We start from the raw sequence: 26674 nt of genomic DNA, 5'->3' as shown, positions 1-26674 counted from the left end.
ACCATGACTATCGAACCCAAGGCCCTTGAGGCCACCTCCCTTCATGCCAATCACTGCCCACGGTGTGGCGTTATGAATGACTATGTGAACGCTACGGGGTGTTTTGAGACAATGGAGAGAGGTGGGGGGCAAGAATGAACATCAATTTTCTTGATCGGCCAATCGCCTTTCATCGCCCATTTGTAGCCATCACCGGTTCAGTCACTGCTGCTCTATTTCTGTCTCAGGCTATCTATTGGGCTAAGCGCTGCAAAGTGCATGAAGATGGCTGTTCTTGGTTCTATAAAACCCAGGCTGACTGGGAGGAAGAGACGGGCTTAACTCGATACGAACAAGAAGGGGCACGCAAGGCGTTACGCAAGCTCGGTGTATTGAAAGAAAAGCGGGTGGGTCTACCTGCACAGCTGTATTTCTGCATCGATCTGGTAACACTTGAAGCTGTCATGAATGCATGTGATTTCTTGCAACCTAGTATGCGGAAATCTAGCAAACAGGTTCGGGGGAAAGCAGCAATCAGTACTGCTGGAAACCAGCTATCTATTACAGAGACTACTACAGAGATTACTACAGAGATCCAAGATCTCCCTTTATCCCCCCAAGGTGAAAAAAAGTCAGCAAGCGAAACGTCGCGACGAGGTACCCGCTTGCCGAATGATTGGTTCTTGCCAGCAGAGTGGGGGAGGTGGGCAGCTCAAGAAATAGGACTACCACGAGAGCGGATCCTCATCGAGGCCGCGACGTTTGCGGATTATTGGCAATCATTGCCCGGCGCCAAGGCCGTCAAGCTGGACTGGGAGAAGACCTGGCGAAACTGGGTTCGTCGAGCAGTCAGTTCGTTTAGGATTGCAGTGCAGCGAAAGCCACTAGATAGCCTGCAGGTGGCCCAGAAAGCGGCTCACAAACTCAGAGAGTCTGGGAGAGGGGGCTATGACGACAACACGCCACTCTGACCAAGAAGCTCACGATCAAACGTTGGAGCTACGTGATGGAGGATTGGTAAGTGACAGGATGTCCATGTTCTTGGCTGACGAGCTATTCCCGTTGATGGCTGGTTTATGGCCAGCCAGTGCTAACCAACTTGAGAGCAATGCTCGTGGTATCGCAATGGCTTGGGGAGGTATGCTCAAGGGGTTCAACGCACAGCAAATCCGCGAGGCGGTGCTGCAGTTTGGGGAGGATGCCGCTCGACAGTATGCGCCGCGGCCAGCGGAGGTGAGGGTAGAGCTACTGCGCCGTTTGCCTCCTGCTGCTCGGGCAAAGCCGCGCGAGCTTGAGTTCTCCATAGCGGCGTGCAAGATGGAGGCAACCGTAATCGTGCTGCAGCGTGACGGTGATGTGACGAGCGACGCGGTACAGGCCGAGCTAGACAGGATAGTTACCGACCGCCGCCAGCGTGGTTACACCATCACTGGGAGGCTATAGGGGGGCAGGGCACTGGCTGCTTATCGATATGATGCCTGAGCAAGTGGCTGAGGAGGCCGGACGGCTGAGGAGCACGCCAGTGAATGTGTTGAGAGGTGAAGGTAGGTTTTGGGGGAAGCAACGTTGGAGTGAGTCTCTTAGGCGGCAGGATGAGTGTGCTTGGCACAGGCGTTATTCCCGTGATGGCTGGGCTCTGCCTAGGGGAGACTGCTTGAGGGCTGCAATGCGCAGAAGATCCGGGAGGCGGTGTGTAGCTTGGAAAAGAAGCCGATGTAACGCCGCGTTAAGGTGTGAACAATGCAGCCACCTAACTTAAATTATTGTGCCGTAAACACTAAAGCTGATTCAAACTGAAAATGCGAAGCGTTGGGAATCACTCTTAAATGCTTTGTTAGCATACAATTTACAGCGTTTTGTTTACGAGTTCAGACATTGGGTGATTGGCAATCATCCACCTAGCCATTTCACCAAATTCACTATTTAAGTCTTTAAAAAGGTGCGCAGTTCTTGGTGAAATCATAGGCGATAACTCTGAAATTGGACGATCGAACTTTATTGGTTCAGATCTAAAAGTATAGCCCCAGTTTGAAACAGCTGCCAACGCCAATGAAATATTAGTGTTGTACGTTTTACCGAATACATACCTTTGATTTTCCAATGGCATTCTCTCACCCATAGTAATCCTTTTAATACATTCAAGAGGAACATCCATGACATGAACATCAAAACCATTGAAATGTCCATTTTTCTTACAATCACTTAAATTTCTTGCAATTCTAAACTCATTTTCATACTCCCATTCTTTAGGCTTGTAGCAAAGTTCAGATAACCTAATATGCCCAGACTCATCTTCCAGTAGATTGAAGTCTATTTTGGGTCTATTTGATTCATAGCATACAGGGAATAAACCAGTGAAAAAATCGTGGTTTTCATCGAACTCCACAACAGCTCCCTTATATTCATCAGCATAGTGTGACCACATCAGAAGAGAGCTTGGGTTTCGAGATAGGCACAGAATGCCAATTAAATCATTTAAAATATTCAAAACATCTCTAGCTACTATGTCATTACAATGTTCTGATTCGAAAGAATCCTTGAGTTTTGCTGGCTCACTTGATCTTTTTGGAGCAGTAACATCAATAGAGAAGCCATTTATGACATCTGTTAAGAATATTTCTGGCAGTAGTTCAAACGGATCATTAAACGCTTTAGGCTGAGTAAAGCGAATCGTTCCATCTAGTAGATATTTCAAATTCGAGAAAGACACATATTTATAAATGGCCACATTTACTCCAAAATTATTACGCTTGTATGCTAACGCCGAGTTAGGGAGGGAGCCGCCTAAACCAATCTTCCACAGACTATTTTCACCACCAAGACTAACCGCATGCCAAAAATGCCACGCGGCAAGAATTTCTCTTGAACAGCTTGTTATTTGTCATTATTCCTATGAGCTAGTTAGCAAAGGATTTTTTTGCCATTTGGCCCAACTAAACGAGTGTTAATAAGCGGGACTAACGGTTGCAAAGATAGCTTGTCGGTAAGATCATCATATACACGAGTCACAGACCACTCTTGCAATTGCGAGGTTTTACCGTCAACTACAATATTCATTGAAGCTACAGTATAACGAGGAAACCTGTACTGTGGCACAGCCGACAATGAATCCATTAAAGTGAGCACATTATCATTTTTCTGAGGATCTGCCGCTGCATAGTGAGCTGCCAATTTGTTTCGCCATAATTTAACAGGCTTGGGTAGCCACTCACTGCGTTCGTTGAATATGAGCTCTTTTACTTCTTGTGCGTGCTCCTTGATGTCACCGTATTCATTCCCCTGATTGAGGAACTTCTGAATACCAAGGAGGGAGCATAAGTTCATCATGTAAATGCTGAACACGTCAAAATTTGTTGTACCACAAGCAATTAAGTACGGGTCACTCATACTTAATCCACCCAATTGTAAGTGTATCGGTGGCAAAGGCAGTAGTTTCCCTTGATAGTATAAAGACAAAACCTGTTCTGCTTCGTGCTGTGTTTTATAGCAATTCATTAGAAACTTTAAGTTTTCATAATGTCTAACATTACTAGCTTCACGATACAAAAGAGATTTAACTTGATTGATTGGATATTCAAGTAAATCATCACATCAGTCTTGGGATATACCAAACTTCATATGTTAACAGCCTTTATTTTTTGCTATACGATAAGCCCATCGCACAACTTATAAAAGTATCGAATGACAAATAACACTCTGTTAAGGTGTAAGCAACGCAATACCAATGCCAATGCCACTTCATACTACCTTAAACAACTAACGCAACGCATAGTAAAAATGCCACGCGTTGGCTGTCCTTTTTGAAGCGTTTGTTATGTGGCTTTATTTCGGTAATTTGATATTGTTTGCATTACCTCACTAAGCTCTTGGTTTAATAGCATGTTTGCTTCCGCCACGCTCATGTTAAAAGCTTCATAGTTAACTTGTTCGGATATTAGCTCAATCATTGGGAGTGTAGGGAAACTAGTTATCTGAGACAGTTTCTCAAGTGCAATATTTTTCAAAGGATATAAGTCAGACACCCTTTTATCTGTTTGACTATTTGCAAGGTGCACCCTGCTACCACCAACCTGTCCAGTCCATACCGCTAACTCTGAATAAGCAAAATCTAGGGACTTTTTAGTTTCTTTCGCAATATTTACACCGTGACAAATTGCCTGCAATGAACTCGATATTGACTGAACCAAAATTAGCTTTTGTTGTGACTCTGCAAGATTTGCTGATTTTGCAGCTGAAGATGCAGACTTAAATGAAGCAACCGATGAAAGAGTTGCTACAACAACTGCAAGGATGCTTACTAGATCTCTCCAGTTTTCGATGAATATTTTTAAGTTTTCCAATTTTACCTCGACTTCGATTAGTCATATAACGCCGCATTAAGGTGGAGCACGCTACTACGAAACCCAACCTTACCACCGTAAAAACAAAACCCGACGATGAAATGAAAAATGCCATGCGTTGGGAATCACTCTTAAATGTTTTGTTAGCTTTAAACCCAAATTCTGACTGGATGGTAATCAATTACTGCATAATCAACACTAAGCTCATTTGTAAATGGCTCTTCATATACCTTTGCATCATAACCCTCAAACTGAAGACCTTTAGATTTCAGTTCAGTGAAAACCTTAACAACTGCAGAGGTAAAAATAGGAATAAAATTTAAGTAGATCTGCTTGATTGGGTATCGCTCAGATTTCGCATAATCTATGATATCGTTAAATTTGAGTTGCTCATCTAGTTTCCTGAGTAAGTCATCTTTTTGATCAGGTTTCATTCTGTTTTCTAGGAAAGGAGAGCCTAAGCTTTTATCAAGACGAAACAAAACATCCTCTAACTTGTAGTAATATTGCATAACTGGTGGTCTATCACAGACCCTATTACTGACAAGTAGAAATTCCGCGCCATTGTTTCTTTCTAGGCCACCATTAAGTAACATTTCCTTATTCCAACTAATAAATAGGTCATGATCTCTATGATGGATTGCATTACGAATAAGTATTAACAGTGCCGTATCGGCGTGTTCAAAGTAATTAAAATCTGATTTAGTGACATCGTATAAACTATGAAATGCCTCTAGCTTTGATTCAAAAGCGCGGTCTAGGTTGTTAATTGCTTCTTCTTTATCTATTAACTTTATTCGTTCAAAGTTAAACCTAGCTTCACCATACATTCTCATGGTGTTAGAGAGCTTATCTACTGCAATTTGTTTTATTTTCATCATTGTTAATTATTTCTTCATTAAAGCTAACGTTTGAGTTCAGGCGCTGGCGAAGCCAGTCGCTTGGAACGAATTGTTAGGCTGCCTGCTAGCTCTTTATTTACATAGCTCAATTAACAACTCGATGGATGTCCGGAGCTCGGCCCGAGTGAAGGAGTTCCCGGAATCCGGATGATGAATGGCGTTTCTTATGTATGTAGGCAGCGAGCTATAGTTGGTAGTCTTGAAGTTCGATGGCTTAGCATGAATGGCTGGATTGTAGTGTGGTTGTGTAATGATGAAATCATCACAAGCCTTCACGGAATTTCTTGACTCCTTGTCTTGCAGCCAGCCATAGAGCTCTATGTGATAGTCATTTGAGATTAGATCGAATGCAAGATAGTTTGTTTCTGCGCTGGTAATACTAGGCAAAACTGATGGCGAATCAATCTTTCTTGTGTTGATGTTGCCGCCATCACGTTCCAGAACGATTACAAGGTTTTTCGTTTGGTCGGCGAGAGCATTTTTCAGTACATGATCAGAGTGGGTCGCAAAAAACAACTGCGCTTTCTGCACGCCGCTAACATTCGTGAACAACCCTGTATAGTATTGCAATATCTTTTCTTGCCATTTAGGGTGCATGCTGAGCTCTGGCTCATCGATCATTATGGCAGCGTTTTCAAGAACTCCGCTATTCTTAAGAAGAAATATTCCTCGAAAGACAATCTGCTTCTCTCCGGTACTTAGTTTGTCTATTGGAATGGAGACCCCATTCTTTGTGAATTTTATGGTCTTTTCACCTGCGTCGTCATGCACTTTTTCATAAGTCAGCCCTTCGAAAAATGTGTCGAAGGAATTTTTAAAGCGGTAGATCTTTGACGTCGGATAGTAATCAGGCCATGATTTTGGCGCAGAGCCCAATTGCTTATTTGTTTCCATATAGTCGGCATTGTCTTGATTCACGACATCAACAATTAACTGCTTTAATGACGTGAAATCATCATTGATATCAGTATCGTATTTTTCTGTATCAAGCGCGCTAACTGAAGTTGTAGTAATCTTTTGAGTTTTATAGTCAGATCTGGCTTTCGAGAATACGCAGCCGTAATGCCTCAAGTCGAGGCGGTTCTCTCGTGTTTTATTTGGCTGGTTGTTTTTATCAGAGCGGATTTTCTGGGTTGTGCCGTCAGGATTTATGATATCGAAAAAATTGGGATGGGTTGTTCCGTCAGATGTTGGAATGGCTTTGTAGATATCTCCATCGACTGCATATTCGATGTATTCAAATTTATCAATAGATCCGAGATTCAGGAATGCACTAAGATTTTCAAGTACTGTTGATTTTCCCGCCCCATTCTCCCCAGCAAATATGATTGTCCCAAAGGGCTGCCCAGAAGCTGTATCTACAAAGTCCAGAAAAAGATTGCCTAGCACTGGGTGATCTTTCCATTTCACCTGACGAATTTTCATCGTGGTTATTCCTTCAATTTCGTGTAAAAATAATTGCGAAGACGGAAAAGGCTGCAGCCTAACAGTGATTAGATAGAAGGCGGTACTAATCCGTTAGCAGAGAATTCCATATAACTCCGTAACATCTTCATCGCCGCCAAGTAAAAATCATCATTAAATCATAATATTACCAGCTCACATCGGGTCGCTCAGCGTATTCGCTTGACTGCCTCTTTTTGCGCAACTCTCGCTTATCAATACCATCAGGCAAAGCTACCGCCCCTAAGTTACAGCCCCCAGATTGCTGCTTTTAACCCGTTTTCTGACGGTATTGAAGCTCACCATCCGAAAGGCCCTGTGTGAGACATAGGAACCGTACGAGGATGATACCAATTGGCGCTCAATTTGTTGAGGTGTTTGTTAGAAAAGTTCGTGATTTTGAACGGTTTTTTTGCGATAGATCAGAATTCATCTAACGTTTAGTTTCTTATCAGTAAGGCATCTGGTAAAAGCGAACGCATGCATAAGAGAACCAATTGGAGATGGTTTTGAAGCGTTTGCTGATGCTGGCCATGCAGAGCATCAGGTTTGTGGCCAGTGCCAAGGAACAAGGGGCTGAGACCCGGTTTGCAGATGAACAGGTGAAGCAACAGATTATCCATGAGTGTGTCGTTAGCATCTTAGCGATCTGCACACCTTCCTACGTCGCAATAAGGCCCCAAAGGGGCCTTATTTATTTCAGCTTTATGTTCCCATTAGGGAGCTGGTCAAATTGTTCTTGGGTCAGGTAGCGGATCCCTTGAACACTTGCTAATGGAGCATATACTTGCGGACATTCACTGCGCACGGTAAACACTTGGGTTTCATCATATACTGTCCCACCATCTGCATACCATCTGCCATTGCACCCTTCATCCCACCACTTACCAACAACTTCCGGTGTGGCAGGTACAAGTGTGCAACCCTTAATTACAGCTCTAACTTGGTTTTCGAAAACAGCAACAATGGTATCAATGAATGGGGCTTTTGAATCATCCAATTCCCAGGAGGAACGCGCACAATACTCTACGGGGCGACCTGTCGGATATGTCTGGCATATATTTACAACAAGAATCTGTTTCACTTCATAATCCCTTTAGCTTAGAAAAAGCGCTATTAGCTCACTCACTTCATTCATTTAATGAAGGGTAACTGCTTAGCTTTCTGCGCAAATAGGATTAACTGTGTAGATAGTTTGTTCTGGAGCCATTGCACCACCGGTCGCAAAGTCAATCGGGATAGATAAAATTCCGAAATCAATAAAAATACCAAGCAGGCTAGTGCCATCAAACTTCCAGTCCGTATGTGCTACACCAGTTGAACAGTCTGGAGCCTTCGCTTCCAGAATGGTTTTTTTACCACGTTTCTGTGAGAACATGACGGTGTCTTTACCCATTTTCATCCCATCAACATACAAGGTAGCTTCAGGGTTGGCAGAACGAACCGTAATATTGTCACTTGTACCATTAATGATGCCTGCACAGCCGGAAAGGGTGACACAAGAGATAAATCCCAAAGCAATAACAGAAGTTTTCATTTTTTCCCACAAACTATTATTAATTTAATCTATGTCTAAGCGTTGGCTAGCGTAACAAACAAGCAATGTTATTATCAATAGTGAATTCATCTTCTGATGGCTTGATTCGAAATATAAATAAGGTGATTACTCAAGCAATTAATCGCTGATTAAGCTGGCATTCAGCTTTGTGAAGCATTGCAGGGGTGGAAGTGTACGTTAAGTAACGTGGGGTGTTTTTTGTTAACATTGGAATGATATGGTGCTCGCATCGGGTATAAATCCATGTATAGAATGGTTCTTTCGATGGCTATAGCATAAAGATAACTCGTATTTTTTATCTTCGATTAAGTTGATACCAGGCTGTGCTCTTAAAATGTTGTAGATGTAATCTCACATCTTCTTAAGACCTATGCAGTGTCCCATTGTTACCAGCTGACTGATGCACAATGGGGCTCATCGAGCCCCTGTGTTCATATCGCCACATGAGCGAGCACCACTGAAAGGAGTCAAACAGGGCAGCCCTTAAAAAGGTGTGTTTTACTTCAAGGTGAGTGGTATGTTATAACATAACCCTAACTCGTCTAAGTTATACCCTGCGATATTTATCATGACAGCCCCTAAAGCCTTGTTACATGTTGATCAGCTCAGTGCTGTTAGCCCTGCGGGTTGGCAAGCGCTGGTCTCGGCGACCTTTAGCATCACTGAGGGTGAGTGTGTGGCCGTGATTGGTCCCAATGGCAGCGGTAAATCAAGCTTGCTCAAAGCGATCACGGGTGAATACCTCGCGACTCAAGGAGCGTTGACCATAGACGGTGTACCGGTGAGTAAGATGTCGCCCCAGCAAAAAGCGAAGGTGATCGCGGTGGTAGCACAGAATGATCACGTAGACCCACGCCTGAGCGTGCGTGAATACGTCAGTCTTGGCCGCGTACCACATACGTTTTGTTGTTGCCAGGATCGCCATGAGCGGGTGGTATCTAATACGTTATACGAGCTCAATTTAGCCTGCAAAAGTGCGCGCAAAATGGGCTCGCTGTCCGGTGGCGAGCAGCAACGTGCGCATATTGCACGAGCGTTTGCTCAAGAGCCGCAGTTGCTGTTGCTCGATGAGCCGACCAACCACCTTGACCCATTGGCGCGCCTAGAACTTTTAGAGTTGGTGCGCCGTAAAGGCATTGCCTCGATTGCAGTGTTGCATGATCTGCCGTTGGTGGCTCCGTTTGCCGATAAAGTGGTGCTGATGTCGCAGCAATCTGTGGTGAAGTGCGATACGGCCAAAGCAATTATGCAAAACGAATACATTACTCCGATTTTTGGATTGCAGGTGTTGACCTTCAATCACCCACAAGAAAGCCGCTCGATTCATCATTTTGAAGCAGCGTCACACTCTATTTGTATCTCGAAAGGAATTGCTTAATGAACTGGTTTGCCGCTTTAGCGTTAACGCTGCCGATGGTTGCAGTGCACGCTGCCAGCACTCAATACCCTGTGACCGTGAACAGCTGCGGTAGTCCGTTGACGATTGAAAAACGTCCTGAGCGCGCTGTGTTTCATGACATCAACATGTCGGAGATGGCGTTTGCGTTGGGTCTGCAAGGCAGCATGGTTGGCGTGACAGGCATCAGCGGCTGGTACAAGATGTCACCAAGCTTCAAGCATCAATTGGGCAACATCCCAGAGCTTGCGCCTAAGTACGCCACACTGGAAACGCTACTCGCTGTGAAACCGGATTTCTTCTTCGCCGGTTGGAATTACGGCATGAATGTTGGTGGTGAAGTGACGCCTCAGACGCTTGCACCGTATGGCATCGATACCTTGGTGCTGACTGAAAGCTGTGTGCACACGCATAAAGTCGATATGCCCGCGAGCATGGATTTGCTATATGGCGACATCGAAAAGCTTGGTGTGATCTTTGAACGCCAGGATAAAGCCGAAGCGCTGGTCGCCGATTGGAAAGCGCGTTTAGCAGCATTACCAAAGCCTGCGGTGGGAGCCAAAGTGCAAAAAGTCTTCTTATACGACTCGGGGGAAGACAAGCCATTTACCGCAGGTAAATACGCCATGCCAGATGCAATGATCCGCGCAGCGGGTGGTAAAAACGTGACTCACGATATGGAAGTAAGCTGGGCGACAACCTCTTGGGAACACGTGGCGAAAGCCAACCCAGACGTGATCATCCTGCTGGATTATCAAACCGCAAGCGGCGCCGATTCGCTGCAAAACTTCCTCGAAAACCACCCGCTGATGCAATACACCAATGCGGTGCAAAACCAGCGCTACGTGAAGCTGCGCTACGAGCAATTAACCCCTGGGCCGGCGAATGTGGATGCGATTGAAAAGCTCTCACATGCGTTTTATCCGAAGTAGCCTATGTCGCTAAAACTCAATGCTTATAGGTTGATGTGGCTGTTTGGGCTCGTCGCCCTAGTCGTGGAGCTTTTGCTGAGTCTACGGTTCGGTTCGATGACTTTTTCGCTCAACGAAGTGCTGACAGGCTTGATGTCGTTTGGCAATGGGCAGATGGACATGATCAGCCGTATTTTGGTTGATTTGCGGTTGCCGCGGGCTTTGCTAGCCATCATCGGCGGAGCGGGTTTAGCCATGGTCGGAGCGCTGTTGCAAACGGCGACCCGCAATGACTTGGCTGACCCGTTTTTATTTGGTTTATCGGCAGGGGCATCGGCGGGGGCTGTGTTGGTGATCACTCGCCTTGGCGATGCATTGGGCTCTTGGACGCTGCCGGTGGCGGCATTTTCCGGTGGCATTGTGTCGGCGTCGGCGGTGATTATTCTGTTCTCGATGCAGAAAAAGCGGGGCAACGATAATCTCGTGCTGTGCGGCTTGGCGATTTCATTTTTGTTTGGCGCCGTGACCAGCTTTTTGATCTACTCAGGTGATCAACGTGCGGCCAGCACGATTCTGTTTTGGACTATGGGCGGTTTGGGGCTTGCCCGTTGGGATAATCTATTGTTCGCTCTGTTTGGCCTACTATGTGTTGTTGGTTTGGCGTTAAAGCGCTATCGCGCGCTGGACACGCTCTTGGTGGGAGACCAGACCATTCATTCACTGGGGATTAATGTGCATCGCTTGCGCAGCGAAATCTTTATCTGTTGTGCCTTTTGCACCGCATCGATTGTGGCTCTCACTGGTGTAGTTGGGTTCATTGGTTTGATGGTGCCGCATCTTGTGCGCCCGTTTACAGGTATGACCCACAAACGTGTATTGCCGTTGGTAGCGCTCTGGGGCGCCGTCATGCTGACAACCGGCGATTTACTCAGCAGGACCATTCTTTCACCGCAAGAGCTCCCTGTTGGTATCATCACCGCCGCGCTCGGAGGCGCCTTCGTTTTATACATCGTATGGAAAAGGCCGTAAGGCGTGCCCTTGGTTAATGACCCAAGCAATGAGTCTCGGCGCCACAGTGGTTACCCAGGAAGGATTCGTCGACTCATCATCACGTAAAGTGAAGGTCTCCAATATTTGCCGGGAGTTTGCAGTGCCTTGCATCAATACTTACGACCTGCTTCGTGAAGTTAAGGCTCGGTTTATTCTGGGAAACTAGTTCGCAGTTGTTTTCTTTGTCCTATGGCGATGGTGTTCTACATTAGTTTTGTAGGCCAGCCAAGGAGGGCATGGATGCAATCAGAAGACCTTTTCGAGGAAGTTGCAGCTTGGGCTTTGCTACAAGGTAGTTTTATCAGTAGCCTGCAACTTTGTGACAAGTTCCATCTATCTTACCCCGCAGCAGGGCAACTGATCCGTAAGCTCATCAGTCACCCGCGTGTCATGTCTGAATTCAAGCGTGAGAAGTGCGTGGTGAACCTTCAACAAGCCAGGTCTATGTTGATGGTGCGAGTCATAAAAGTTACCGCTGTTCCATTCGGCCCACCCAAGCCCCCCAAGAGCCACTTCCAGACCAGTGAGCAAAGGGGGGCAGTGTTGCCCCGGCGAAAAGATGATGCAGTGGTTGAGAAGCTGCGACATCTGGTTGCCCGCATGCCACGGTGAGCCTCAATGCATCTCTAAAGGGGGGGAGGAAGCTCCTTTGACGCTTCCTCCATCTGTGTTATTGCTCGGAAAGTTCAAGGTCAGCAATCACTGGGAGATGGTCGCTTGCCGCAGACCAGGTAAATTCCGGTGAATTGTGCGGGATCTCCAGTTTTTTGACGTCCCACTTTTGGCCTTTGAAGGTGAATATATGATCGATGTCGATAGCAGGATTGACGGCAGGCCAACTACGGGTATCGGTTCCATCTTTTCGGACTTCATCGAAGAAATAGCGAATTTCTTGGACGGGTTGTTCATCTCGCGTTGAATTGAAATCACCAGCCAGGATTTTGATGGATGATGCGATATCTTTGAAGTCTGAGGTGGCATCGCCAATGCTCAGGTCTAATAGATAACGAGCCTGTTGGGTGCGTATAGTCGGGTCTTTTTGCCAGTCGAAATGAGTCACCATGATGATGGGGGACGAATCAAAACCTGGTACCTCTACCTGAGCCAGCAACGCAACACGTTGTTCGGCATCGCCAGACGGCAATTTCACTGTCTGTGAATGCAGGATCTTATATTTTGACAGTAGTCCTAACCCATATTCTCCACCATCAAAATCCAAAGCTTTACCAAAGGCATAGTACATTTTGTTGGCAGTTGCGATTGTTTCTAATTGATTGATTTTCTGACTGCGCTGGGTTTTGTTATCGACTTCTGTAACAGCGATAATATCAGCATTTATCATGCTGATTGCTGAGTTGAGCGCGGTAAAATCAGTTACATTACCAGAAGCTTCATTTTTCCCTATGTTATAGGTCGCGACCCTTAATCGTGGCTTTTCTTGAGAGTACGCTTTGTTGGGTACACCGCCTCTTTGGACAGCGAGAATTTCATTGCCTACCAGTTTGTCGCTTGCCTGAGCATTGACCACCAAGCAGCTCAAAGCGGCAACCGCGAATGTAACAATTTTATTCATTTTCTATACCCTCGTTCAGACGAATGATTTGTCAATGTACAAAAATCAAACACATGCAATAGTGATGTTTTGCACAAACTTCGCACTGGGTAGGGGTGGGGTACAATAGTGCTAAAGGCACTCTTAACCAGAACAATATGGCATATATGGGGTTAAGTAGTATGGAGGAGGACTTGACTCAGCAGTTGCTTGGTAGTGGTGAGATAGGGGGGATTGATGTGTAATTGCGCAAAGTAAGCGTTGCCTTAACTTAAGTCTTCGCAATGTGTTACCTCTGATAGCACCAAGCGGCATCATCTGACTGAGCTGGAGCAACGAATAAAAATTTAAAGTGTATTATCACCACTAGTTACCCTTAAGCAATAACAAGGATAACCAGTGGTGATCATTTATCAGAGAATGACCGCTAGTCTATATTTACCACTTTCAAACCAAGTTCTGTTGCCTTTTGAATCTTTCTGATTTTACGTTCTTCAACGATTGCGACAACGAAGAGTAAGGCGACAGCAATCACACAGGCAATATTGAAAACAATGAATACATCAGCCCAACCGTGTAAATTATACCCAAAGACAGTTAAACCATCACGTTTCGGGTCTGCAATTAACGCCAGCGCAACTTTCGCTGTTGAATCACCGAATAAGTAACCAAAAGTACCCGCCATTCCATTTGCCACACTCACGCCTCTTTTAGGGGCGAGGTTAATGATTGATATCGGAATTAATGTGAGCGTGCCAAAAATCATTGCCCCTAGACAGAATAATGCAATGTTTACGGTCAAGACACTTGAGCTATCACGATAGAAATCGATCGCAAAGAATACTATGGTGAGGCATACCGTGCCTACTGCAGCAGTACGGCCTTTAAAGAAGTCAGCAATCATCCCCCAGAATAAACTGCCAATGAACGCACCCGCTTCGAACCATAGTATGGTATTGACGGCATCATAGTCACTAAACTGAAGTGTTTCTCGTACATAGAGTGGTGCCCAGTTATCGATACCGATACGCAAGATATAACCAAAAACGTTAGCGCAGCATAGTACCCACACCCAAGGGTTTGATAGTAAATATTTTCTGAATATCTCCCATTTAGTCATCGTTTCCGCAGCAACATTTTTCTCTTCAATTGGCTCTTCGAAAATTTCCTCACTCAGGTTCCAGCCCAGTTCTCCTGGATCATCTTTCCCCCAGTAAAGGCCGATGATACCGATGGCTAAGGCAATTACCGCCGGAAAAATAAACATACCTGCAATGTTACCGCCAAAGAAGGTGTTTGCTCCCCAGAGTGCTAGAGCCCCCGCAATGGCGCCACCAATGTTATGTGAGCTATTCCATAATCCCATTGCTGTAGCACGCTTAGTTCTTGGCACCCAACGGTAAATTGTGCTGTATGATGCGGGGCCACCGGCAGATTGGAAGATACCGTTCAAACCCCATAAAACAATAAATACACTCACAACAGAACCAAAGAAACTTAAGACCAGCCCCATCACAATTACGACGATAGAAGATGAAATCAATAAGAAAGAAATGATACGTTTAGTGTTCTTGCCATCGACTAAGTAACCTAGTACCGTTTTACCAATGCCATATACTATCGAAAACGCCAAGCCGATATAGCCTAGCTCAAGAGTTGAAATGCCATAGTCTTCCTTTAAAAATGGTTGTGCTGCTTTGAAATTGTTTCGGATCAGATACATGCACATATAAGCTAAAAATACCACCATAAAGGCCTTCAAAAATTGTCTCAACCACAGCTTACGTTGTTCAGCTGTGGTTAATCCAATTGGTGGGATTTTTTTGATATCAAAAAATCCAGAAAGTGAAGTCATAATATATCCATTTAACTCGTTGTCTCAGTGGGCTTGTCCTGACCATATCGAATCCAGCCATAGTCACTCCTCGTAGTCTGCATAGGGTCTACGGCATCCATGATCAAATCAGGGGCTTCGCTCTGTTCTTTGGTTTTATCAATTGAATTGATTGTTTTTTCAGAACGGAGCTTGGGGGAGGGGCCTTTAGGTTTTTTGTACGAAAATCTATTCTGATGTAACCACTTATTCATTCCTGGCACGGTATAGTGAATACCGAATTCTGCTTGTACATAAGCGACAATTTGGTGGGTCTGGAAGTAAGTATACTCAGTCAAGTGCTCAATAAGCTGCATGGTCTGTGTGGTAGAAAGCCGACTTTGGCTGCCACCATTTTCAGGCTTTAATTTCTCGGACTGAAGGTAGTCATTGATATGGCGCACAACCGTCGTTTCATGGATACGCAGTGCCTGGGAGACATAGGCGCTACTCCATCCTTCGGAAGCAAGCAAAACCGCTTTAATACGGTCACATACTCGGCTATCACGAGTGGAATTGTGCATCTGTTCAAGTTCTTGTTTCTTCCGAGGCGTTAGTGTCACTTTCATGGCTATGTTTCATATTCCCATGTCTGCGATGACATCAATCATTACTTCATTAGTAATGGGTGTAGTTTTAATCTGATGACTACGGGTCTATAAAAACATCACACCCACTGACGTGTTTGATGGTTGAGCATGAGTTTCGGAAAGAAATGAAACGAGCCAACTCGATGGATAAATCAGATTGGAATACATTAGCACCTGAGTTAAGGTAGCTTCTCCAAAGAGAATAGTCGTAACGCTCTGCTGCACCATCGGCATCATTTAAGGTATTAATCCACAATCTAACTTTATTTTTATCTGCAAGAGAAATTAGTTCAGGCGTGATGTCTGACATGGTTGTATGCATTATTTTAAAATCTTTCCCCCACATGTGTTTGAATTTTTTAAAGTCAGCGGTTGGATCTCCGCCTTGGGTGATGGGAGTGTTAATTGGCAATGGTAGAATACCTGTTTTATCGGTTACTTCTTTCAGTTTTTCAGCATTGCTGTTGTAAGCCAATAAATTATCATTGCCAACTTTTTGCACTAATGCAGTTAGTTTATTAACGTCAATTTCTTTTAAATCAAGATCGAGAAACACTTTGCCTTTAGCAACTTTAAGAACTTCTTCTAATGTTGGGATACGGTGTACTTGACCATCAAAACCATCCGTCAATTTTAGTTTTTTAATTTGTTCTAATGTTAGTTTTGATACTAATACCTTACCTGCAAATTCACCTTTTTTTTCCTTCAAATATGGATATACCTCCTGAACGTCAGTGGTTCGGTCTAAGGTTTCATCGTGCACAAGAATGTAATGACCATCGGCTGTAAGGCGAGGGTCAATTTCAATAATCCCTACACCACGATTGATCGCAAGACGAATGGCGGCGATCGAGTTTTCAGGAAATATTCGGCTTTCAACACCTGCTTGAGCTCGATGAGCAACAGTCATCTTCGAGAAAGGATAGGCTTCAAAATTTTCAAGAATTTTATTGGTAGCGTTTTCTGCCAAGCAGCCTGTTGACAGTATTAGTGAAACGCTTATCATTATTTTTTTGACAAGTTTCATTGTGACTCCCTAAAGCATGTCTGAAATTTTGAATGGTAGCATTATCGCCTTTGTTATTAGCTATTATTGTTGGTCGTTTGGCAAAGGAGTAGAAGTCCATGGGTCTTTAGTAAAAACCCATTTTTGCCAACTATCATTTATTTCGCATCCTGCAATATAAGTTATTCCATATGAATTGCCCCAATAAAGGCCTTTATACTTTGAACTTAAGCAATACCCATCATTTTCAACCGTGCGGATGAGTCTATCCTTTGTCCTAAACCATTGGGCTGCGGTATCAGAGCAATTACTATCAAAGAATGTATCTGTTGAATCCATATTGTAGTTTAAGCAATTACCAGATTTATCCTTGAGGAGTATTTTTGTGCCACGGTCTGAGCCAAATTGCGAATCTCCAGTCGGTTCCAACGCATTCACAACAAGTCTTGCGTCATATCCTTCTTTATATGGTTGAGCCAGAATACATGCATACATCCAGCCGTAATTCTTGCTCGGATTATCAAAAATACATACTGGGCCTCCTCCCCATGAGGAGCTACCTGATTCTCCATCCCATGCAAGAATAGCGACGTTAGCTTGCGGTCCACCATAACTTAAAGTATCTCTTAATCCTAAGGCATCTAGTTCAGTTATCACTTGTAGCGGTGTGTCAGTAGTTATTACAGAGAAATTTTGACTATCTTTGCCATATATAAAGATTCTATCTCCTCGTTCATCGTCGGTGTCACTAACTCCCTCAAATGTGGCAAACTTATCTGACAATTGATAACAACATGTGCCGTTATTATTATAGAATGCTTTATCCTGAGGAATATCACCTGGGATTGGCCCAGGACCATTGTAGTCGGGTATTGCATTGAAAACGCCAATGGCTGTTTTGGCATCATGTGTTAATTTCATTAAGTCGCTGAGTAATCCATCAGGTTGTTTTAAGTTGATCTCAACCATTTTATCTCTTGCAATCCATGCCTGTAATGAATTTTTAATATCCCAACCTTTGTCAGAAAAAACTTGTAGCATATTGGTAGTGTAGATAGCCATTACCATAGGTTGAATTGTGATGTTGTTCTTTTGAAGGTCATTAACGAATTGTTCAGGGAAGGGATATATCGTAGCGTTAAGTTTAAATATCGTGAAGTCAGATGCAGTAAGTCCATTTCCGTAATCTCTCGTATCTTCATTTAGCAACTTGGCAATTGCTATCGCACTTTCTTGGGTCTTAATATCAAAGACAAGTAACGTTGTCATACGTTGGTCAAAATAATAGTCATATACCTCTTTTATAGATGCTACTTTTTCTTCAGTAATTTCACTCCTGTCGGGACTCAATAACTTTAACTTATTGACTGTTTCCCAATTAAGCGTTGATGCTTGAGGATTCGCACCTGAGTTGTTCTCAGGATTGAACTTATCTCCTCCTATTTCGTCATAAACATTGGTTGTTCTACCTAGATTGAAGTCATGCATTAAAAATGGCACGCCATCTTGCGTGGCTTTTACATCTAACTCGACGGCTTCGATGCACGCTCTATCTGCTGATTTCAGTGCAATCAAACTGTTTTCTGGGTTGTCATTACTTCCTTCTTTGGCCCATAGGCCTCGATGTGCGATCACAATGGGCTGGAAAGTACTACCTACAGTTTCCTTTATAGCTTTATTGACAAGATTTGCATTGAAGCAGCCAGCGTGAACAGTATTAACTAAACTGATAATTGTAACGGCTACTACCCATTTCCAAATACATCTAGCCATATTGGTCTCCTTACGCTACGTTTGTCAGATTAACTTGGAGGTGCAGGTTTTCACCTTCAGCTCATGCATCTTCAAGTTAATTTGGTATATGTTCAATTTTCTTGTTTGATATTAAAAACAAACACCATAAAGACGTTACTGATATACTCTGATATGTATTCCTGTTTTGTGACACATGCAATATTTTTAAGTATCTGCCTGCCGTCAAAATAATATGATGTAATACTGAGGGTGGATTTCTACTAACAAAGTTTGTCTATAATGACAATTAGCGAAATAGAGTAATTACTTGATGGTAAGATGATGATATTTAGGTTTTTTATACACTGCCAATCTAACTTGTGATGAAGGCAAAGATAACAAGTTTGGCTCATTTATGTTTGCGATATTTCTTACATGTTTGGACTATATATCAATTAAGGATTAAGAGTTATTAGAGCATTGTTTATCAGAATGATACGATATATGTGGATTCATATGAATGTGTGGCTATGTGGTTTGTAAATGTAATAAGTTAGCGGGGCCATCGGGGTTTCTTTCCTGGTTTTTGTAATTTCATGAGTCGATACTTTAGAAAAATTTGCCACTTACGCTGACGTATAGTGTTGCTCGGTATTTGAGCGTATTATGTCTATGCTGGACTTCGACCACCCGGCAATGTATGACTAAACAGGACCTAGACCATGATTTATTCGCATACCAAAGATCTATCTGCGGTGCGCCCATGCCGCTATTCCTGTATCTCTACCAAGTTCATTCCTCCTGTAGAGGTTGGTGTATTTTCCACCGAGCAAGTTAAGTTATTTCAAAAAGTGGTAAATGTCCGGAACACGGAGTTATTCACGACCACCCATAAAATCGCTCAGCTTAAAGAACTATATATCTGGGCATTCAATTGGATGGTAGAGCAACTGCTTGAGAAGCGAGCGCGGAGCCAAGAACAAGCCCAGTTCCAAACCAGGTCACAGCTCACCCTGGATCTTGTCGGGGAGGGGGAAGCATGGAATTGACCCTACTCAAAATGTCTGGCGGGGTACTGGTTCCATCTACCCCGGCAGATGCTGAGGTGATCCGCTCATTACCCATTGGTTCATCTATTCAGGCTAAAGGGATTGGACGTCGCAACCCGGCTTTCCATCGCCGCTTCTTCGCATTACTCAACCTCACCTTCGATTACTGGGAACCTGCTGGCGGCATGGTCTCTCCAGCAGAGCAGGGGATCTTGAATAGCTTTGTTCGTTACCTCTCACGTCTTCGGGCGACCAGTGTGCTGAACCAGGCAAAGGATGAGTTCCTTGAGCAGTTGGCCAGCCGTCGTGTAGAGCGATATGGACCTCAAGCAGAAAAGTCGTTTGAGGTGATGCGCAAGTGGCTCACTGTCGAAGCTGGTTACTACACCATCGTGATGTTGCCCGACGGAGGTATGAGCAAGGAGGCAAAAAGTATCAGTTTCGCCAAAATGGACCAGGCCGAGTTTGCTGATTTGTATCGGGCTGTCTTCGGGGTCTGCTGGCGCTATGTGCTGAACAAGCAGTTCCGCTCCGAAGAGGAAGCTGAAAACGCCATTGCTCAACTGATGGGGTTTGCCGGATGACACACGAAATCAGTCCGATCCGCTCCGATATCCTGCGCAATGGCGCTCGTGGCCAGTTTTGCAAACTGCAGTTGCCGGGTATCTGTGTTGGCGGTACCGAAACCACAGTGCTGGCCCATTTACCCAGTGCGCCCCATGGCCTGGCTTTGAAAGGGGATGATCTTGTCGCCGCCGAAGCCTGCCGCGCATGTCATGACGCCATCGATGGCCGGCTCCCCTATGAGTGGCACCCAGGTGAACGCGAGGAGGCCATTTATGCTGCGTTGACCCGTCAGCTACACAACTGGGTTGTGCGTGGGCTTATCAGCGTGAAGGGGGCAATGTGATCCGCCTATCTTCCCACGACGCGGCACGCTTATTAGGGAGATGCCCCAAGGCTAAGAAGGTTGCGGACCAGGTGCGAAAGTCACAACAGGTGACCACTTTGCGTAGTAGGGTATTCACCCAGCTGGCAGGCTTTCCAAAGCCCTATACCGAACTGTTATTCCACCCACGCCGCAAGTGGCGTTTCGACTATGCCTGGCCAGAGCACATGATTGCCCTCGAGGTCCACGGCGGGATCTACTCCGGCGGCCGTCATACCCGGGGCAGGGGATTTATTGAAGACCGTTGCAAGATGAACGAAGCCTCTTTGCTCAGTTGGATCGTACTGGAGATCACCCCAGAACACATTGAAAGCGGCCAGCTACGCACCTGGTTGCTCTCTGCATTTAACCTGAAAAAGACCAAACGAGGACCAAGCCATGACTACAGCATTGGAAGTGGTACTTCGCCTGTTCTCACCGAAAGGGGCGTTACATGAGCCATTTACTGGCAATTTCGCTTCCCTGGGGCGTGATGACTATATCGGAGCACTGCAGATAGCGGCCAAGGATAATCCACTAGGGCTACAGTTTTTGATGGCTGATCACCTCATGGATCAGCATGCCACCACCGATTTGTTCGTCCACTTTGCCCACATACTTGGTAACAGCGAGGCAGGAACAATGGCCCTGGCCATCTTGTTGCGGCGTCCATTGCCAGAGCAGCTAGAGCGCTGTGTATCATTCCACCCGTATTACGATAAGGAGCGCCGACGTGCTGCGATCGTTATGGAGAAAGCAAAACGTGCGCACCGTGCAGGGGACGACAACGAATATCAACGTCTGTTGACCGAGCGTAACGAGATCTTGGAGGTCGCTCATGACCGTTGCGTAGAGGAAGTCTACCGAACTGGTCGATGTCCCCATTGCAACGGGACAGGGATCCGGCCTCGTCTCAGGGATGAATGTCCTAAATGCCACGGTATTGGGAGAGTGCTGCCGGACGTAGAGCTCGTTTCACGTCGGTTCGGACGCGACATGAAGCAAGCGCTCGAGGATGCGGTTGATCAGGTGCTCCATCAGGCAGCAGATCTGGCCAAGATTATGGAACAGCAGGTGCGGGATATGAGGGCAGCATAGAGGGTTTCTATCATACACTATGACAAGATTGTGCATGATCTTTGAAACTATAAGTTACAATGGTGTATGTTTAAGTTATTGTAAAATATGGACATTGTGATTTTTTGGCGATCTTTCCTTTCTCCAAAAGAGCAACATTTTGGTTGACGTCGTGGAATCCATTGTCCATGATTCACATGCAAATCAATGCTCATGGATACAACTCCATGAGCCAAAGTAAAAGGGCCCGAAGGCCCTTGGTTAGATGTGGTAGTACTGCGTAGTGATTGCGTTAGGGGGTGGAGCCCCGAGGCCGTCAGTTAAACTATGCGGCATTGCTATCATTACAACTGTCGTAAACAACCAAACTAATGCTGCTCTAATGACTGTGAGAATAGCTAGTTTGCATTCCGAAAAAAGCCACCTTAACCAACTTGGTAAGGTGGTTTTTTCATATTGGCTTGCCTTTCGGCATCGACCAGGTGGTCGTTTCTGCATTGGCATAGGGAACCCCCTTTGTTTGCCTGGTTATGGGCGGTGGTACGCCCAGGACATATCTCTGTGCAGTTCTGTTCTTGGCCATGGTTTTCTCCTAGTGGGGTTGTTGTACGGACACTACAACATGTAGTGTCTATCTGTATTCGAACTACAAGATAGTGAGGTCATACAGCCTTTGCAATGTGTGGATAACTGTCTGGCTGTGGATAAATTGTTGGTGTTGCGACAGGTGTTAGTGAACGCTCACAGTGAGCGGGTTTTCCTTCGTCCGCTTCGTCAAATGCAAGTATCCAGATCGAAGATGGAAAATTTAAATAACTTTTTTTGCTTGCGAAAACGTTGTTTTTTTCGTAGCAGATTTTGTTTTATGCCTTATTACGTAAGGTGTCCGGGGGAAGTGAGTCCATTTTCAGTTAACAGGGACTTTTGTGAATCGAGTCGCGTGATAGAACTTTCACCAAGTTAGAGGTATTGATATCTCCCTTTTTTCAAGCAAAAGCATGGAAACTCTTATGGAGTTGCTTTATCAAGGTGAAAAGTGAAGGTTCGTGTATTTAATATCTCCCCATTTATCCAAACTCATGTCTTCGCTGCGGGGAGATCGTTGATACTCGTCGTGTAGCGTGGGCTTAGCTGTTCTCGCTTCATCATCCATTCCCTGGTATCGCTGCCCCTGGCCGCAAAATACACTCTTCCCATGCGGCCCTGGTTAATCCTGTCGATCACCTGCATGAGTGCGTCACTGCGCGGATCTTGCTGTTCATCGGCGAATAAGTCACCTTGATGAAGGTTGGCAGGGCTGAAGTCAGCCAATATGACGCCCGCTTTTTGGTAGCGCTGATCATCAACCCAGATCCGGGAAAGGAGAGGGGGGATCAAGGCAAGCAGCGCCCGGGTGTCATGGGTGGGGATCGCCAGCTTCGTACTCACTTGATTGCCGTAATATGGTTCCCGATCACTGAATGGACTGGTGCGGATGAACAGGGTGACATGGCGGCAGCACATCCCTTCCGCTCTGAGCTTCTCGGCGGCCCGTTCCATGTAACCGGCCAAGGCTTGATGCATAGGACCAGTCGTTGTGATGCGTTCACCGAAACTCCTGCTGCAGATGATCTGCTGCTTGGCCTGAGCGACCTGTTCCAGGTCAGCGCAGGGGAGCCCTCGTAGCTCCTGAACCGTCCGTTCCACCACAACACCATATCGCTGGCGAATGGCTTTCGGATCTGCAGCGACCAGATCGGCAACGGTCTTGACCCCCTGGTTCTCCAGCTTGGCGCTGAGCCGGCGGCCAATCCCCCACACCTCATCCACTGGGGTGATCGCCATTAACCGAGCGCGTCGAGCTTCATCGCGCAGATCTACCACTCCACCGGTTGCTGGCCACTTCTTCGCTGCGTAGTTAGCAAGCTTGGCCAAGGTCTTGGTGGGGCCAATCCCCACGCCGACAGTGAGGCCGGTCCACTGTTGTACCCGTTCACGCACCTGACGACCATACTCGGCCAAGTCTCCCGCCCAGCTCTCGTTGAGCTCGAGGAAGGCTTCATCAATGCTATAGACCTCAACGGTTGGAGCCATCCCCTCCAGGATAGTCATCACCCTCTGTGACATATCGCCATAGAGGGCATAGTTGGAACTGAACGCGATCCCACCTTGTGCTTCGAATTGCTCGCGGATCTTGAAATAGGGCTCCGCCATCTTGAGACCCATCGCCTTAGCCTCCGGAGATCGGGATACAACGCAGCCGTCATTGTTGGAGAGCACCACGATGGGTCGCCCCTTGAGGTCTGGCCGGAAAAGCCGCTCACAGCTGGCATAGAAGTTGTTCACGTCTACCAGGGCAATTGCATTTGGCATGCTTCACCCCAGCTTGGTTTTGTGAAGTACAAAGGTGACTACTCCGAAGATCTCCAACTCCTGGCCTTCCTGTGGGTAGATGGGGTGGAAATCAGGGTTGCCCGGCAGCAGGGCGGGACAGGGGCGCAATTGCAGTTTCTTGACGGTGAACTCCCCATCCAGGCAAGCCAGCACAATCGCGCCGTGACGGGCCTTAATGGCACGATCGACGATCAGCAAATCACCATCGTTGATACCTTCTTCCACCATGCTGTGCCCGCTGGCTCGCACGTAGAAAGTAGCTGCAGGGTGCTCTACGCAGAGTTGATTGAGGTCGATGGTCTGCTCGACATAGTCCTGGGCCGGAGAAGGGAAGCCACAGACTGCAGGGGACAGAAATAAGGGGATCTCCAAGACAGATGCGTTGGAGTCTGGAACTGCGAACATGATGGTCAACTCTATAGTGCTGTATATAAATACAGTATAGCGTTGCTCTGGCAGAAGATCACTGTGGAACAATTGAAGCTTGTCAGATGCCACATTGGTTAGGGAGGGGTAGAGGCATAGAGACCCGTTGGAGGGTTTGTTGAAGAGGTAAGCGGCAGGGCGCTGTCTATCAGAAACTATCCGGAGTTTTGCAGTGTAGATATGCGCTAGCTAAAAACGGGAATTAAAAAAGCAAGTTCATTGATGAGTATTGACACTCATTGAAAGAGAGTTGGGGTAAATAAAAGTGTGTATTCATCTTCCAAAAGAGATTATAAGAGATACATCAATGGTGATTGCATAAAATTGTTGAAATCAAGATGGCTGATATAAGATAATCAATGAAACGATCACACTAGTATCAGAACCTGTAGACAGCTCCCAACTTTTTGTTAGGAGCCTAACTCTGTGAACAAAAATAACATCTAAAAGAGAGATGACATGAACGAGTTTATCAAAGTATTTCTGAATCAACGTAGCCTGCGTGCTGCCTTGCGTGAGCTGAGTTTTGAACAATTGACTGAAGCCAAGGAAAAGCTTGACCTTATTTTCCAAGAGCGTGAAGAAACCGAGCTGAAAGCCATGCAAGAGCAGGAAGAGCGTCAGGCTAAACTGGCGGAGTTCCAAGCTATGCTGGAGCAAGCTGGTATCGACCCGAGCGAGCTGTTGGGGGCTGGGGAGAGTAAAGGTACCAATGAATCTGCAGCTAAGCGTACTCGTGCCCCACGCCCTGCCAAGTACAAATATACCGAAGATGGTGTAGAGAAAACTTGGACTGGCCAGGGCCGCATGCCCAAGGCAATCGCGCTGGCGGTAGAAGGTGGTGCCTCCCTCGATAGTTTCTTGATTTAAATTTCGATAGTTGAGAAGGCTAAGGAAAACTCCTTGGCCTTTTTGTTTGCGCGTCTGTTGGAAAAACCTGGTATTTTTGTCAATTTATGTACGTCAATTGATGTCATAGCCATATGGGCTGAATGCTTCTAAAACAAACAACCATACGATAGAATGATTTCCATTTGAGGCAATGGAGCTCACATGTCCAAGCATGCAGCCAAGGTCGGCAACATAGGTACTGACCATGATGGCTTTCATCCTACGGCCATAACGGCCGGCTCACCAGACGTCTTCATCGACGGCATTCCTGCCGCGAGGGTCGGTGATCCTCTTGCACCACACGACAAGCCAAACCATCCGCCACATCCTCGTAAGATCGCTTCTGGCTCATCAACGGTGCTTATAAACGGTAAGCCACTAGCCATTACTGGAGGCTCGGTTGACTGTGGTGGCGTGATTATTGGATCAGGAACCGTCATTGTTGGGGATATCGCTCCTCCAGTTGTTAGTTCTCAGGTTAAGAATCTCTTTTTTGATAGAAAGATAACTTTTTCGTCAGCTATTGGATACATCATCGAAGATGACGTTGGAAATGTATTATCTTCCGGACAGTCTGGGTCTGCTTATAGCGGTCTAATAAAAAAATCTGGTGTCATAAAAGCGTTTATTGGTGGTGAAAATGAGTAATTCCAAGGAAGTGGTTGAGAAAATCACCATTGATGGAGAGGGATTTGAATTTGTTACTAGAAAAGGGAAAACCTTTTTAAAAAAAGATGTAGAGTTGACCGACTCCCAAAAAGATGACCCTGAACACATTAAGCTACCTGATATCATTGTAGTTACACGAAAAGATGGGCTGATCCTGTTCGTGTTGCGTGCTCCAGGCGAAGGGTTAAAGTTTGTGACTGCACAAACGCTATATGATAAATATAAATATCAATGGTTTGAGCCACTGGCAGATAACTATCGTGAATTAATATATCTCAATACTAAAGATTATACCAAAGATGCTTATAGGCATTTTACATGGAAGCAGATAGATGAATTTGCTTCAGTTGACCGTATGTCGATATCTTTTGCTAAAGGGATGCCAGGAGACTGGAAAGTATCCAGTCAGGGAGGTAAAGGCTATTTATTGGTCATGGTTGATGGTACTCCATATTGGACCGATGCTGTTGGACAGATCCCGTTTGCTGTAGACACTTATAGAGAATATAGAAGCATTGCTGAAGTGGTGGATACTGGAATTAAGTGGGGGCCGGGAACTCCAACAGGTAGAGTAACTGGTGACTTCGATTACACCAATACGTATGATAACTACTTCGTTCTAAGGGGCGCATTATATGCAGAGGAAAAATATAAATATGTCACGGTTAAAAATGAAACAGGAACATACCCGGCAGCTCGTGTAATCGAGAATGTGACGTCAGTCAACCCAAACAGGTTAGCAGACAAAATAACTAAGACTGAGGCAGCAAAATATGCTTCATGGAAAAAGTAAGTTTATCGGTATGCTTTTGGTTGGCGTATTGTCAGCTTTGTCATTTCTCTTGATTGAGGAGGCCGGGCGAATTATTTACATGAAATTATACACACCAACTTCTGGGGGAAGAGAGCTGTACTATGCGATTTGGT

Annotated in this window: 28 protein-coding genes and 1 pseudogene; 15 read left to right on the top strand and 14 right to left on the bottom strand. The window is 45.5% G+C overall.

The window, feature by feature from the left end; all coding sequences use genetic code 11:
• Positions 1–134: 134 nt before the first annotated feature.
• The gene (locus BN1123_RS21810) at positions 135–950 is read left to right on the top strand and encodes a hypothetical protein (RefSeq protein WP_052449251.1); all 816 of its coding nucleotides are present in this window, start codon (positions 135–137) and stop codon (positions 948–950) included.
• Between the two features lie 346 nt (positions 951–1296).
• On the top strand, positions 1297–1422 hold the full coding sequence (locus BN1123_RS21895) for a hypothetical protein (protein WP_268746124.1): 126 nt from the start codon (positions 1297–1299) through the stop codon (positions 1420–1422).
• A gap of 403 nt (positions 1423–1825) precedes the next feature.
• Here the strand turns inward: BN1123_RS21895 and BN1123_RS20850 are convergent, their stop codons facing one another.
• The 7 genes from BN1123_RS20850 to BN1123_RS21310 form a co-directional block, all read right to left on the bottom strand.
• A complete protein-coding gene (locus BN1123_RS20850; RefSeq protein ID WP_082037501.1) occupies positions 1826–2707 on the bottom strand; it encodes a DUF2971 domain-containing protein in 882 nt (293 codons plus the stop codon).
• Positions 2708–2880: 173 nt separating this feature from the next.
• Positions 2881–3366: a hypothetical protein gene (locus BN1123_RS08395; protein WP_197064480.1), complete on the bottom strand. Its 486-nt coding sequence runs from the start codon at positions 3364–3366 to the stop codon at positions 2881–2883.
• Positions 3367–3791: 425 nt separating this feature from the next.
• Positions 3792–4319 carry a hypothetical protein gene (locus BN1123_RS21320; RefSeq protein ID WP_156130448.1) on the bottom strand — a complete coding sequence of 176 codons (528 nt, stop codon included), beginning with the start codon at positions 4317–4319 and terminating at the stop codon, positions 3792–3794.
• A gap of 149 nt (positions 4320–4468) precedes the next feature.
• Positions 4469–5200 (bottom strand): hypothetical protein, encoded by a 732-nt coding sequence (locus BN1123_RS08390; RefSeq protein ID WP_082037499.1) that lies wholly within the window; start codon positions 5198–5200, stop codon positions 4469–4471.
• A 93-nt stretch (positions 5201–5293) separates the two neighbouring features.
• Positions 5294–6646, bottom strand: coding sequence for an AAA family ATPase (locus BN1123_RS08385; RefSeq protein ID WP_042026383.1), 1353 nt, complete (start codon positions 6644–6646; stop codon positions 5294–5296).
• A 712-nt stretch (positions 6647–7358) separates the two neighbouring features.
• Positions 7359–7748 (bottom strand): hypothetical protein, encoded by a 390-nt coding sequence (locus BN1123_RS21315; protein WP_156130446.1) that lies wholly within the window; start codon positions 7746–7748, stop codon positions 7359–7361.
• A gap of 72 nt (positions 7749–7820) precedes the next feature.
• Entirely contained in the window at positions 7821–8201 is a 381-nt protein-coding gene (locus BN1123_RS21310; RefSeq protein ID WP_156130444.1) for a hypothetical protein, read from the bottom strand.
• Positions 8202–8790: 589 nt separating this feature from the next.
• Between BN1123_RS21310 and BN1123_RS08375 the strand changes: the two genes are divergently transcribed.
• The 5 genes from BN1123_RS08375 (at position 8791) to BN1123_RS08360 (ending at position 12191) form a co-directional block, all read left to right on the top strand.
• Complete coding sequence (locus tag BN1123_RS08375) at positions 8791–9600, top strand: ABC transporter ATP-binding protein (protein ID WP_042026381.1); 810 nt, start codon at positions 8791–8793, stop codon at positions 9598–9600.
• Positions 9600–10550: an ABC transporter substrate-binding protein gene (locus BN1123_RS08370; RefSeq protein WP_042026380.1), complete on the top strand. Its 951-nt coding sequence runs from the start codon at positions 9600–9602 to the stop codon at positions 10548–10550. The genes BN1123_RS08375 and BN1123_RS08370 overlap by 1 nt, the downstream gene beginning before the upstream one ends.
• Positions 10551–10553: 3 nt before the next feature.
• A complete protein-coding gene (locus BN1123_RS08365) occupies positions 10554–11558 on the top strand; it encodes a FecCD family ABC transporter permease (protein WP_042026379.1) in 1005 nt (334 codons plus the stop codon).
• A gap of 16 nt (positions 11559–11574) precedes the next feature.
• Positions 11575–11745, top strand: a complete 171-nt coding sequence (locus BN1123_RS22020) for a DUF4411 family protein (protein WP_082037498.1) — start codon at positions 11575–11577, stop codon at positions 11743–11745.
• 74 nt (positions 11746–11819) lie between these two features.
• Positions 11820–12191, top strand: coding sequence for a hypothetical protein (locus tag BN1123_RS08360; RefSeq protein WP_042026378.1), 372 nt, complete (start codon positions 11820–11822; stop codon positions 12189–12191).
• Between the two features lie 58 nt (positions 12192–12249).
• Here the strand turns inward: BN1123_RS08360 and BN1123_RS08355 are convergent, their stop codons facing one another.
• From BN1123_RS08355 to BN1123_RS20830, 5 genes and pseudogenes are all read right to left on the bottom strand, one after another.
• Positions 12250–13152 carry an endonuclease/exonuclease/phosphatase family protein gene (locus tag BN1123_RS08355; RefSeq protein ID WP_042026377.1) on the bottom strand — a complete coding sequence of 301 codons (903 nt, stop codon included), beginning with the start codon at positions 13150–13152 and terminating at the stop codon, positions 12250–12252.
• Between the two features lie 406 nt (positions 13153–13558).
• Positions 13559–14986, bottom strand: a complete 1428-nt coding sequence (uhpT, locus tag BN1123_RS08350; protein ID WP_042026375.1) for a hexose-6-phosphate:phosphate antiporter — start codon at positions 14984–14986, stop codon at positions 13559–13561.
• A gap of 175 nt (positions 14987–15161) precedes the next feature.
• A pseudogene (locus BN1123_RS08345) lies at positions 15162–15573 on the bottom strand (helix-turn-helix domain-containing protein); the annotation flags it as partial.
• A 79-nt stretch (positions 15574–15652) separates the two neighbouring features.
• A complete protein-coding gene (locus tag BN1123_RS08340; protein WP_042026374.1) occupies positions 15653–16621 on the bottom strand; it encodes a glycerophosphodiester phosphodiesterase family protein in 969 nt (322 codons plus the stop codon).
• Between the two features lie 63 nt (positions 16622–16684).
• Positions 16685–18373, bottom strand: coding sequence for a glycerophosphodiester phosphodiesterase family protein (locus BN1123_RS20830; protein WP_082037497.1), 1689 nt, complete (start codon positions 18371–18373; stop codon positions 16685–16687).
• A 683-nt stretch (positions 18374–19056) separates the two neighbouring features.
• Here BN1123_RS20830 and BN1123_RS08330 point away from each other — a divergent pair.
• From BN1123_RS08330 to BN1123_RS08310, 5 genes are all read left to right on the top strand, one after another.
• Positions 19057–19383 (top strand): hypothetical protein, encoded by a 327-nt coding sequence (locus tag BN1123_RS08330; RefSeq protein ID WP_042026370.1) that lies wholly within the window; start codon positions 19057–19059, stop codon positions 19381–19383.
• A complete protein-coding gene (locus tag BN1123_RS08325) occupies positions 19374–19967 on the top strand; it encodes a DUF1367 family protein (RefSeq protein ID WP_042026368.1) in 594 nt (197 codons plus the stop codon). Before BN1123_RS08330 ends, BN1123_RS08325 begins: the two co-directional genes overlap by 10 nt.
• Positions 19964–20293 carry a nuclease domain-containing protein gene (locus tag BN1123_RS08320; protein WP_042026367.1) on the top strand — a complete coding sequence of 110 codons (330 nt, stop codon included), beginning with the start codon at positions 19964–19966 and terminating at the stop codon, positions 20291–20293. The genes BN1123_RS08325 and BN1123_RS08320 overlap by 4 nt, the downstream gene beginning before the upstream one ends.
• Positions 20294–20382: 89 nt before the next feature.
• On the top strand, positions 20383–20769 hold the full coding sequence (locus BN1123_RS21670; protein WP_395523990.1) for a hypothetical protein: 387 nt from the start codon (positions 20383–20385) through the stop codon (positions 20767–20769).
• The gene (locus tag BN1123_RS08310) at positions 20711–21409 is read left to right on the top strand and encodes a TIGR02642 family protein (protein WP_042026365.1); all 699 of its coding nucleotides are present in this window, start codon (positions 20711–20713) and stop codon (positions 21407–21409) included. The genes BN1123_RS21670 and BN1123_RS08310 overlap by 59 nt, the downstream gene beginning before the upstream one ends.
• Before the next feature lie 1056 nt (positions 21410–22465).
• On the opposite strand, the gene umuC is transcribed toward BN1123_RS08310, so the two are convergent.
• Together umuC and umuD are read right to left on the bottom strand one after the other, a co-directional pair.
• Positions 22466–23740: a translesion error-prone DNA polymerase V subunit UmuC gene (gene umuC, locus BN1123_RS08305; RefSeq protein ID WP_042026363.1), complete on the bottom strand. Its 1275-nt coding sequence runs from the start codon at positions 23738–23740 to the stop codon at positions 22466–22468.
• 3 nt (positions 23741–23743) lie between these two features.
• Positions 23744–24166: a translesion error-prone DNA polymerase V autoproteolytic subunit gene (umuD, locus tag BN1123_RS08300; protein WP_042026362.1), complete on the bottom strand. Its 423-nt coding sequence runs from the start codon at positions 24164–24166 to the stop codon at positions 23744–23746.
• 480 nt (positions 24167–24646) lie between these two features.
• Between umuD and BN1123_RS08295 the strand changes: the two genes are divergently transcribed.
• From BN1123_RS08295 to BN1123_RS08285, 3 genes are all read left to right on the top strand, one after another.
• Positions 24647–25057, top strand: coding sequence for an H-NS family histone-like protein (locus tag BN1123_RS08295; protein ID WP_042026361.1), 411 nt, complete (start codon positions 24647–24649; stop codon positions 25055–25057).
• 183 nt (positions 25058–25240) lie between these two features.
• A complete protein-coding gene (locus tag BN1123_RS21805; protein WP_042026360.1) occupies positions 25241–25726 on the top strand; it encodes a type VI secretion system PAAR protein in 486 nt (161 codons plus the stop codon).
• A complete protein-coding gene (locus tag BN1123_RS08285) occupies positions 25719–26540 on the top strand; it encodes a hypothetical protein (RefSeq protein ID WP_042026359.1) in 822 nt (273 codons plus the stop codon). The genes BN1123_RS21805 and BN1123_RS08285 overlap by 8 nt, the downstream gene beginning before the upstream one ends.
• Positions 26541–26674 lie beyond the last annotated feature (134 nt).

This window comes from Aeromonas enteropelogenes, assembly GCF_000819845.1.
Taxonomy (GTDB): Bacteria; Pseudomonadota; Gammaproteobacteria; order Enterobacterales; family Aeromonadaceae; genus Aeromonas; species Aeromonas enteropelogenes.
This window is presented reverse-complemented; position numbering and strand designations above follow the sequence as displayed.

Coding starts and splice junctions, on each gene's coding strand:
- BN1123_RS21310 (WP_156130444.1), bottom strand. CDS start 8,201: ATGAAAACTTCTGTTATTGCTTTGGGATTTATCTCTTGTGTCACCCTT.
- umuC (WP_042026363.1), bottom strand. CDS start 23,740: ATGCCAAATGCAATTGCCCTGGTAGACGTGAACAACTTCTATGCCAGC.
- BN1123_RS08340 (WP_042026374.1), bottom strand. CDS start 16,621: ATGAAACTTGTCAAAAAAATAATGATAAGCGTTTCACTAATACTGTCA.
- umuD (WP_042026362.1), bottom strand. CDS start 24,166: ATGTTCGCAGTTCCAGACTCCAACGCATCTGTCTTGGAGATCCCCTTA.
- BN1123_RS21895 (WP_268746124.1), top strand. CDS start 1,297: ATGGAGGCAACCGTAATCGTGCTGCAGCGTGACGGTGATGTGACGAGC.
- BN1123_RS08375 (WP_042026381.1), top strand. CDS start 8,791: ATGACAGCCCCTAAAGCCTTGTTACATGTTGATCAGCTCAGTGCTGTT.
- BN1123_RS08385 (WP_042026383.1), bottom strand. CDS start 6,646: ATGAAAATTCGTCAGGTGAAATGGAAAGATCACCCAGTGCTAGGCAAT.
- BN1123_RS08295 (WP_042026361.1), top strand. CDS start 24,647: ATGAACGAGTTTATCAAAGTATTTCTGAATCAACGTAGCCTGCGTGCT.
- BN1123_RS22020 (WP_082037498.1), top strand. CDS start 11,575: ATGACCCAAGCAATGAGTCTCGGCGCCACAGTGGTTACCCAGGAAGGA.
- uhpT (WP_042026375.1), bottom strand. CDS start 14,986: ATGACTTCACTTTCTGGATTTTTTGATATCAAAAAAATCCCACCAATT.
- BN1123_RS08370 (WP_042026380.1), top strand. CDS start 9,600: ATGAACTGGTTTGCCGCTTTAGCGTTAACGCTGCCGATGGTTGCAGTG.
- BN1123_RS08390 (WP_082037499.1), bottom strand. CDS start 5,200: ATGATGAAAATAAAACAAATTGCAGTAGATAAGCTCTCTAACACCATG.
- BN1123_RS08330 (WP_042026370.1), top strand. CDS start 19,057: ATGATTTATTCGCATACCAAAGATCTATCTGCGGTGCGCCCATGCCGC.
- BN1123_RS08365 (WP_042026379.1), top strand. CDS start 10,554: ATGTCGCTAAAACTCAATGCTTATAGGTTGATGTGGCTGTTTGGGCTC.
- BN1123_RS08360 (WP_042026378.1), top strand. CDS start 11,820: ATGCAATCAGAAGACCTTTTCGAGGAAGTTGCAGCTTGGGCTTTGCTA.
- BN1123_RS08355 (WP_042026377.1), bottom strand. CDS start 13,152: ATGAATAAAATTGTTACATTCGCGGTTGCCGCTTTGAGCTGCTTGGTG.
- BN1123_RS08310 (WP_042026365.1), top strand. CDS start 20,711: ATGACTACAGCATTGGAAGTGGTACTTCGCCTGTTCTCACCGAAAGGG.
- BN1123_RS08320 (WP_042026367.1), top strand. CDS start 19,964: ATGACACACGAAATCAGTCCGATCCGCTCCGATATCCTGCGCAATGGC.
- BN1123_RS21805 (WP_042026360.1), top strand. CDS start 25,241: ATGTCCAAGCATGCAGCCAAGGTCGGCAACATAGGTACTGACCATGAT.
- BN1123_RS08395 (WP_197064480.1), bottom strand. CDS start 3,366: ATGAGTGACCCGTACTTAATTGCTTGTGGTACAACAAATTTTGACGTG.
- BN1123_RS08325 (WP_042026368.1), top strand. CDS start 19,374: ATGGAATTGACCCTACTCAAAATGTCTGGCGGGGTACTGGTTCCATCT.
- BN1123_RS08285 (WP_042026359.1), top strand. CDS start 25,719: ATGAGTAATTCCAAGGAAGTGGTTGAGAAAATCACCATTGATGGAGAG.
- BN1123_RS20830 (WP_082037497.1), bottom strand. CDS start 18,373: ATGGCTAGATGTATTTGGAAATGGGTAGTAGCCGTTACAATTATCAGT.
- BN1123_RS21810 (WP_052449251.1), top strand. CDS start 135: ATGAACATCAATTTTCTTGATCGGCCAATCGCCTTTCATCGCCCATTT.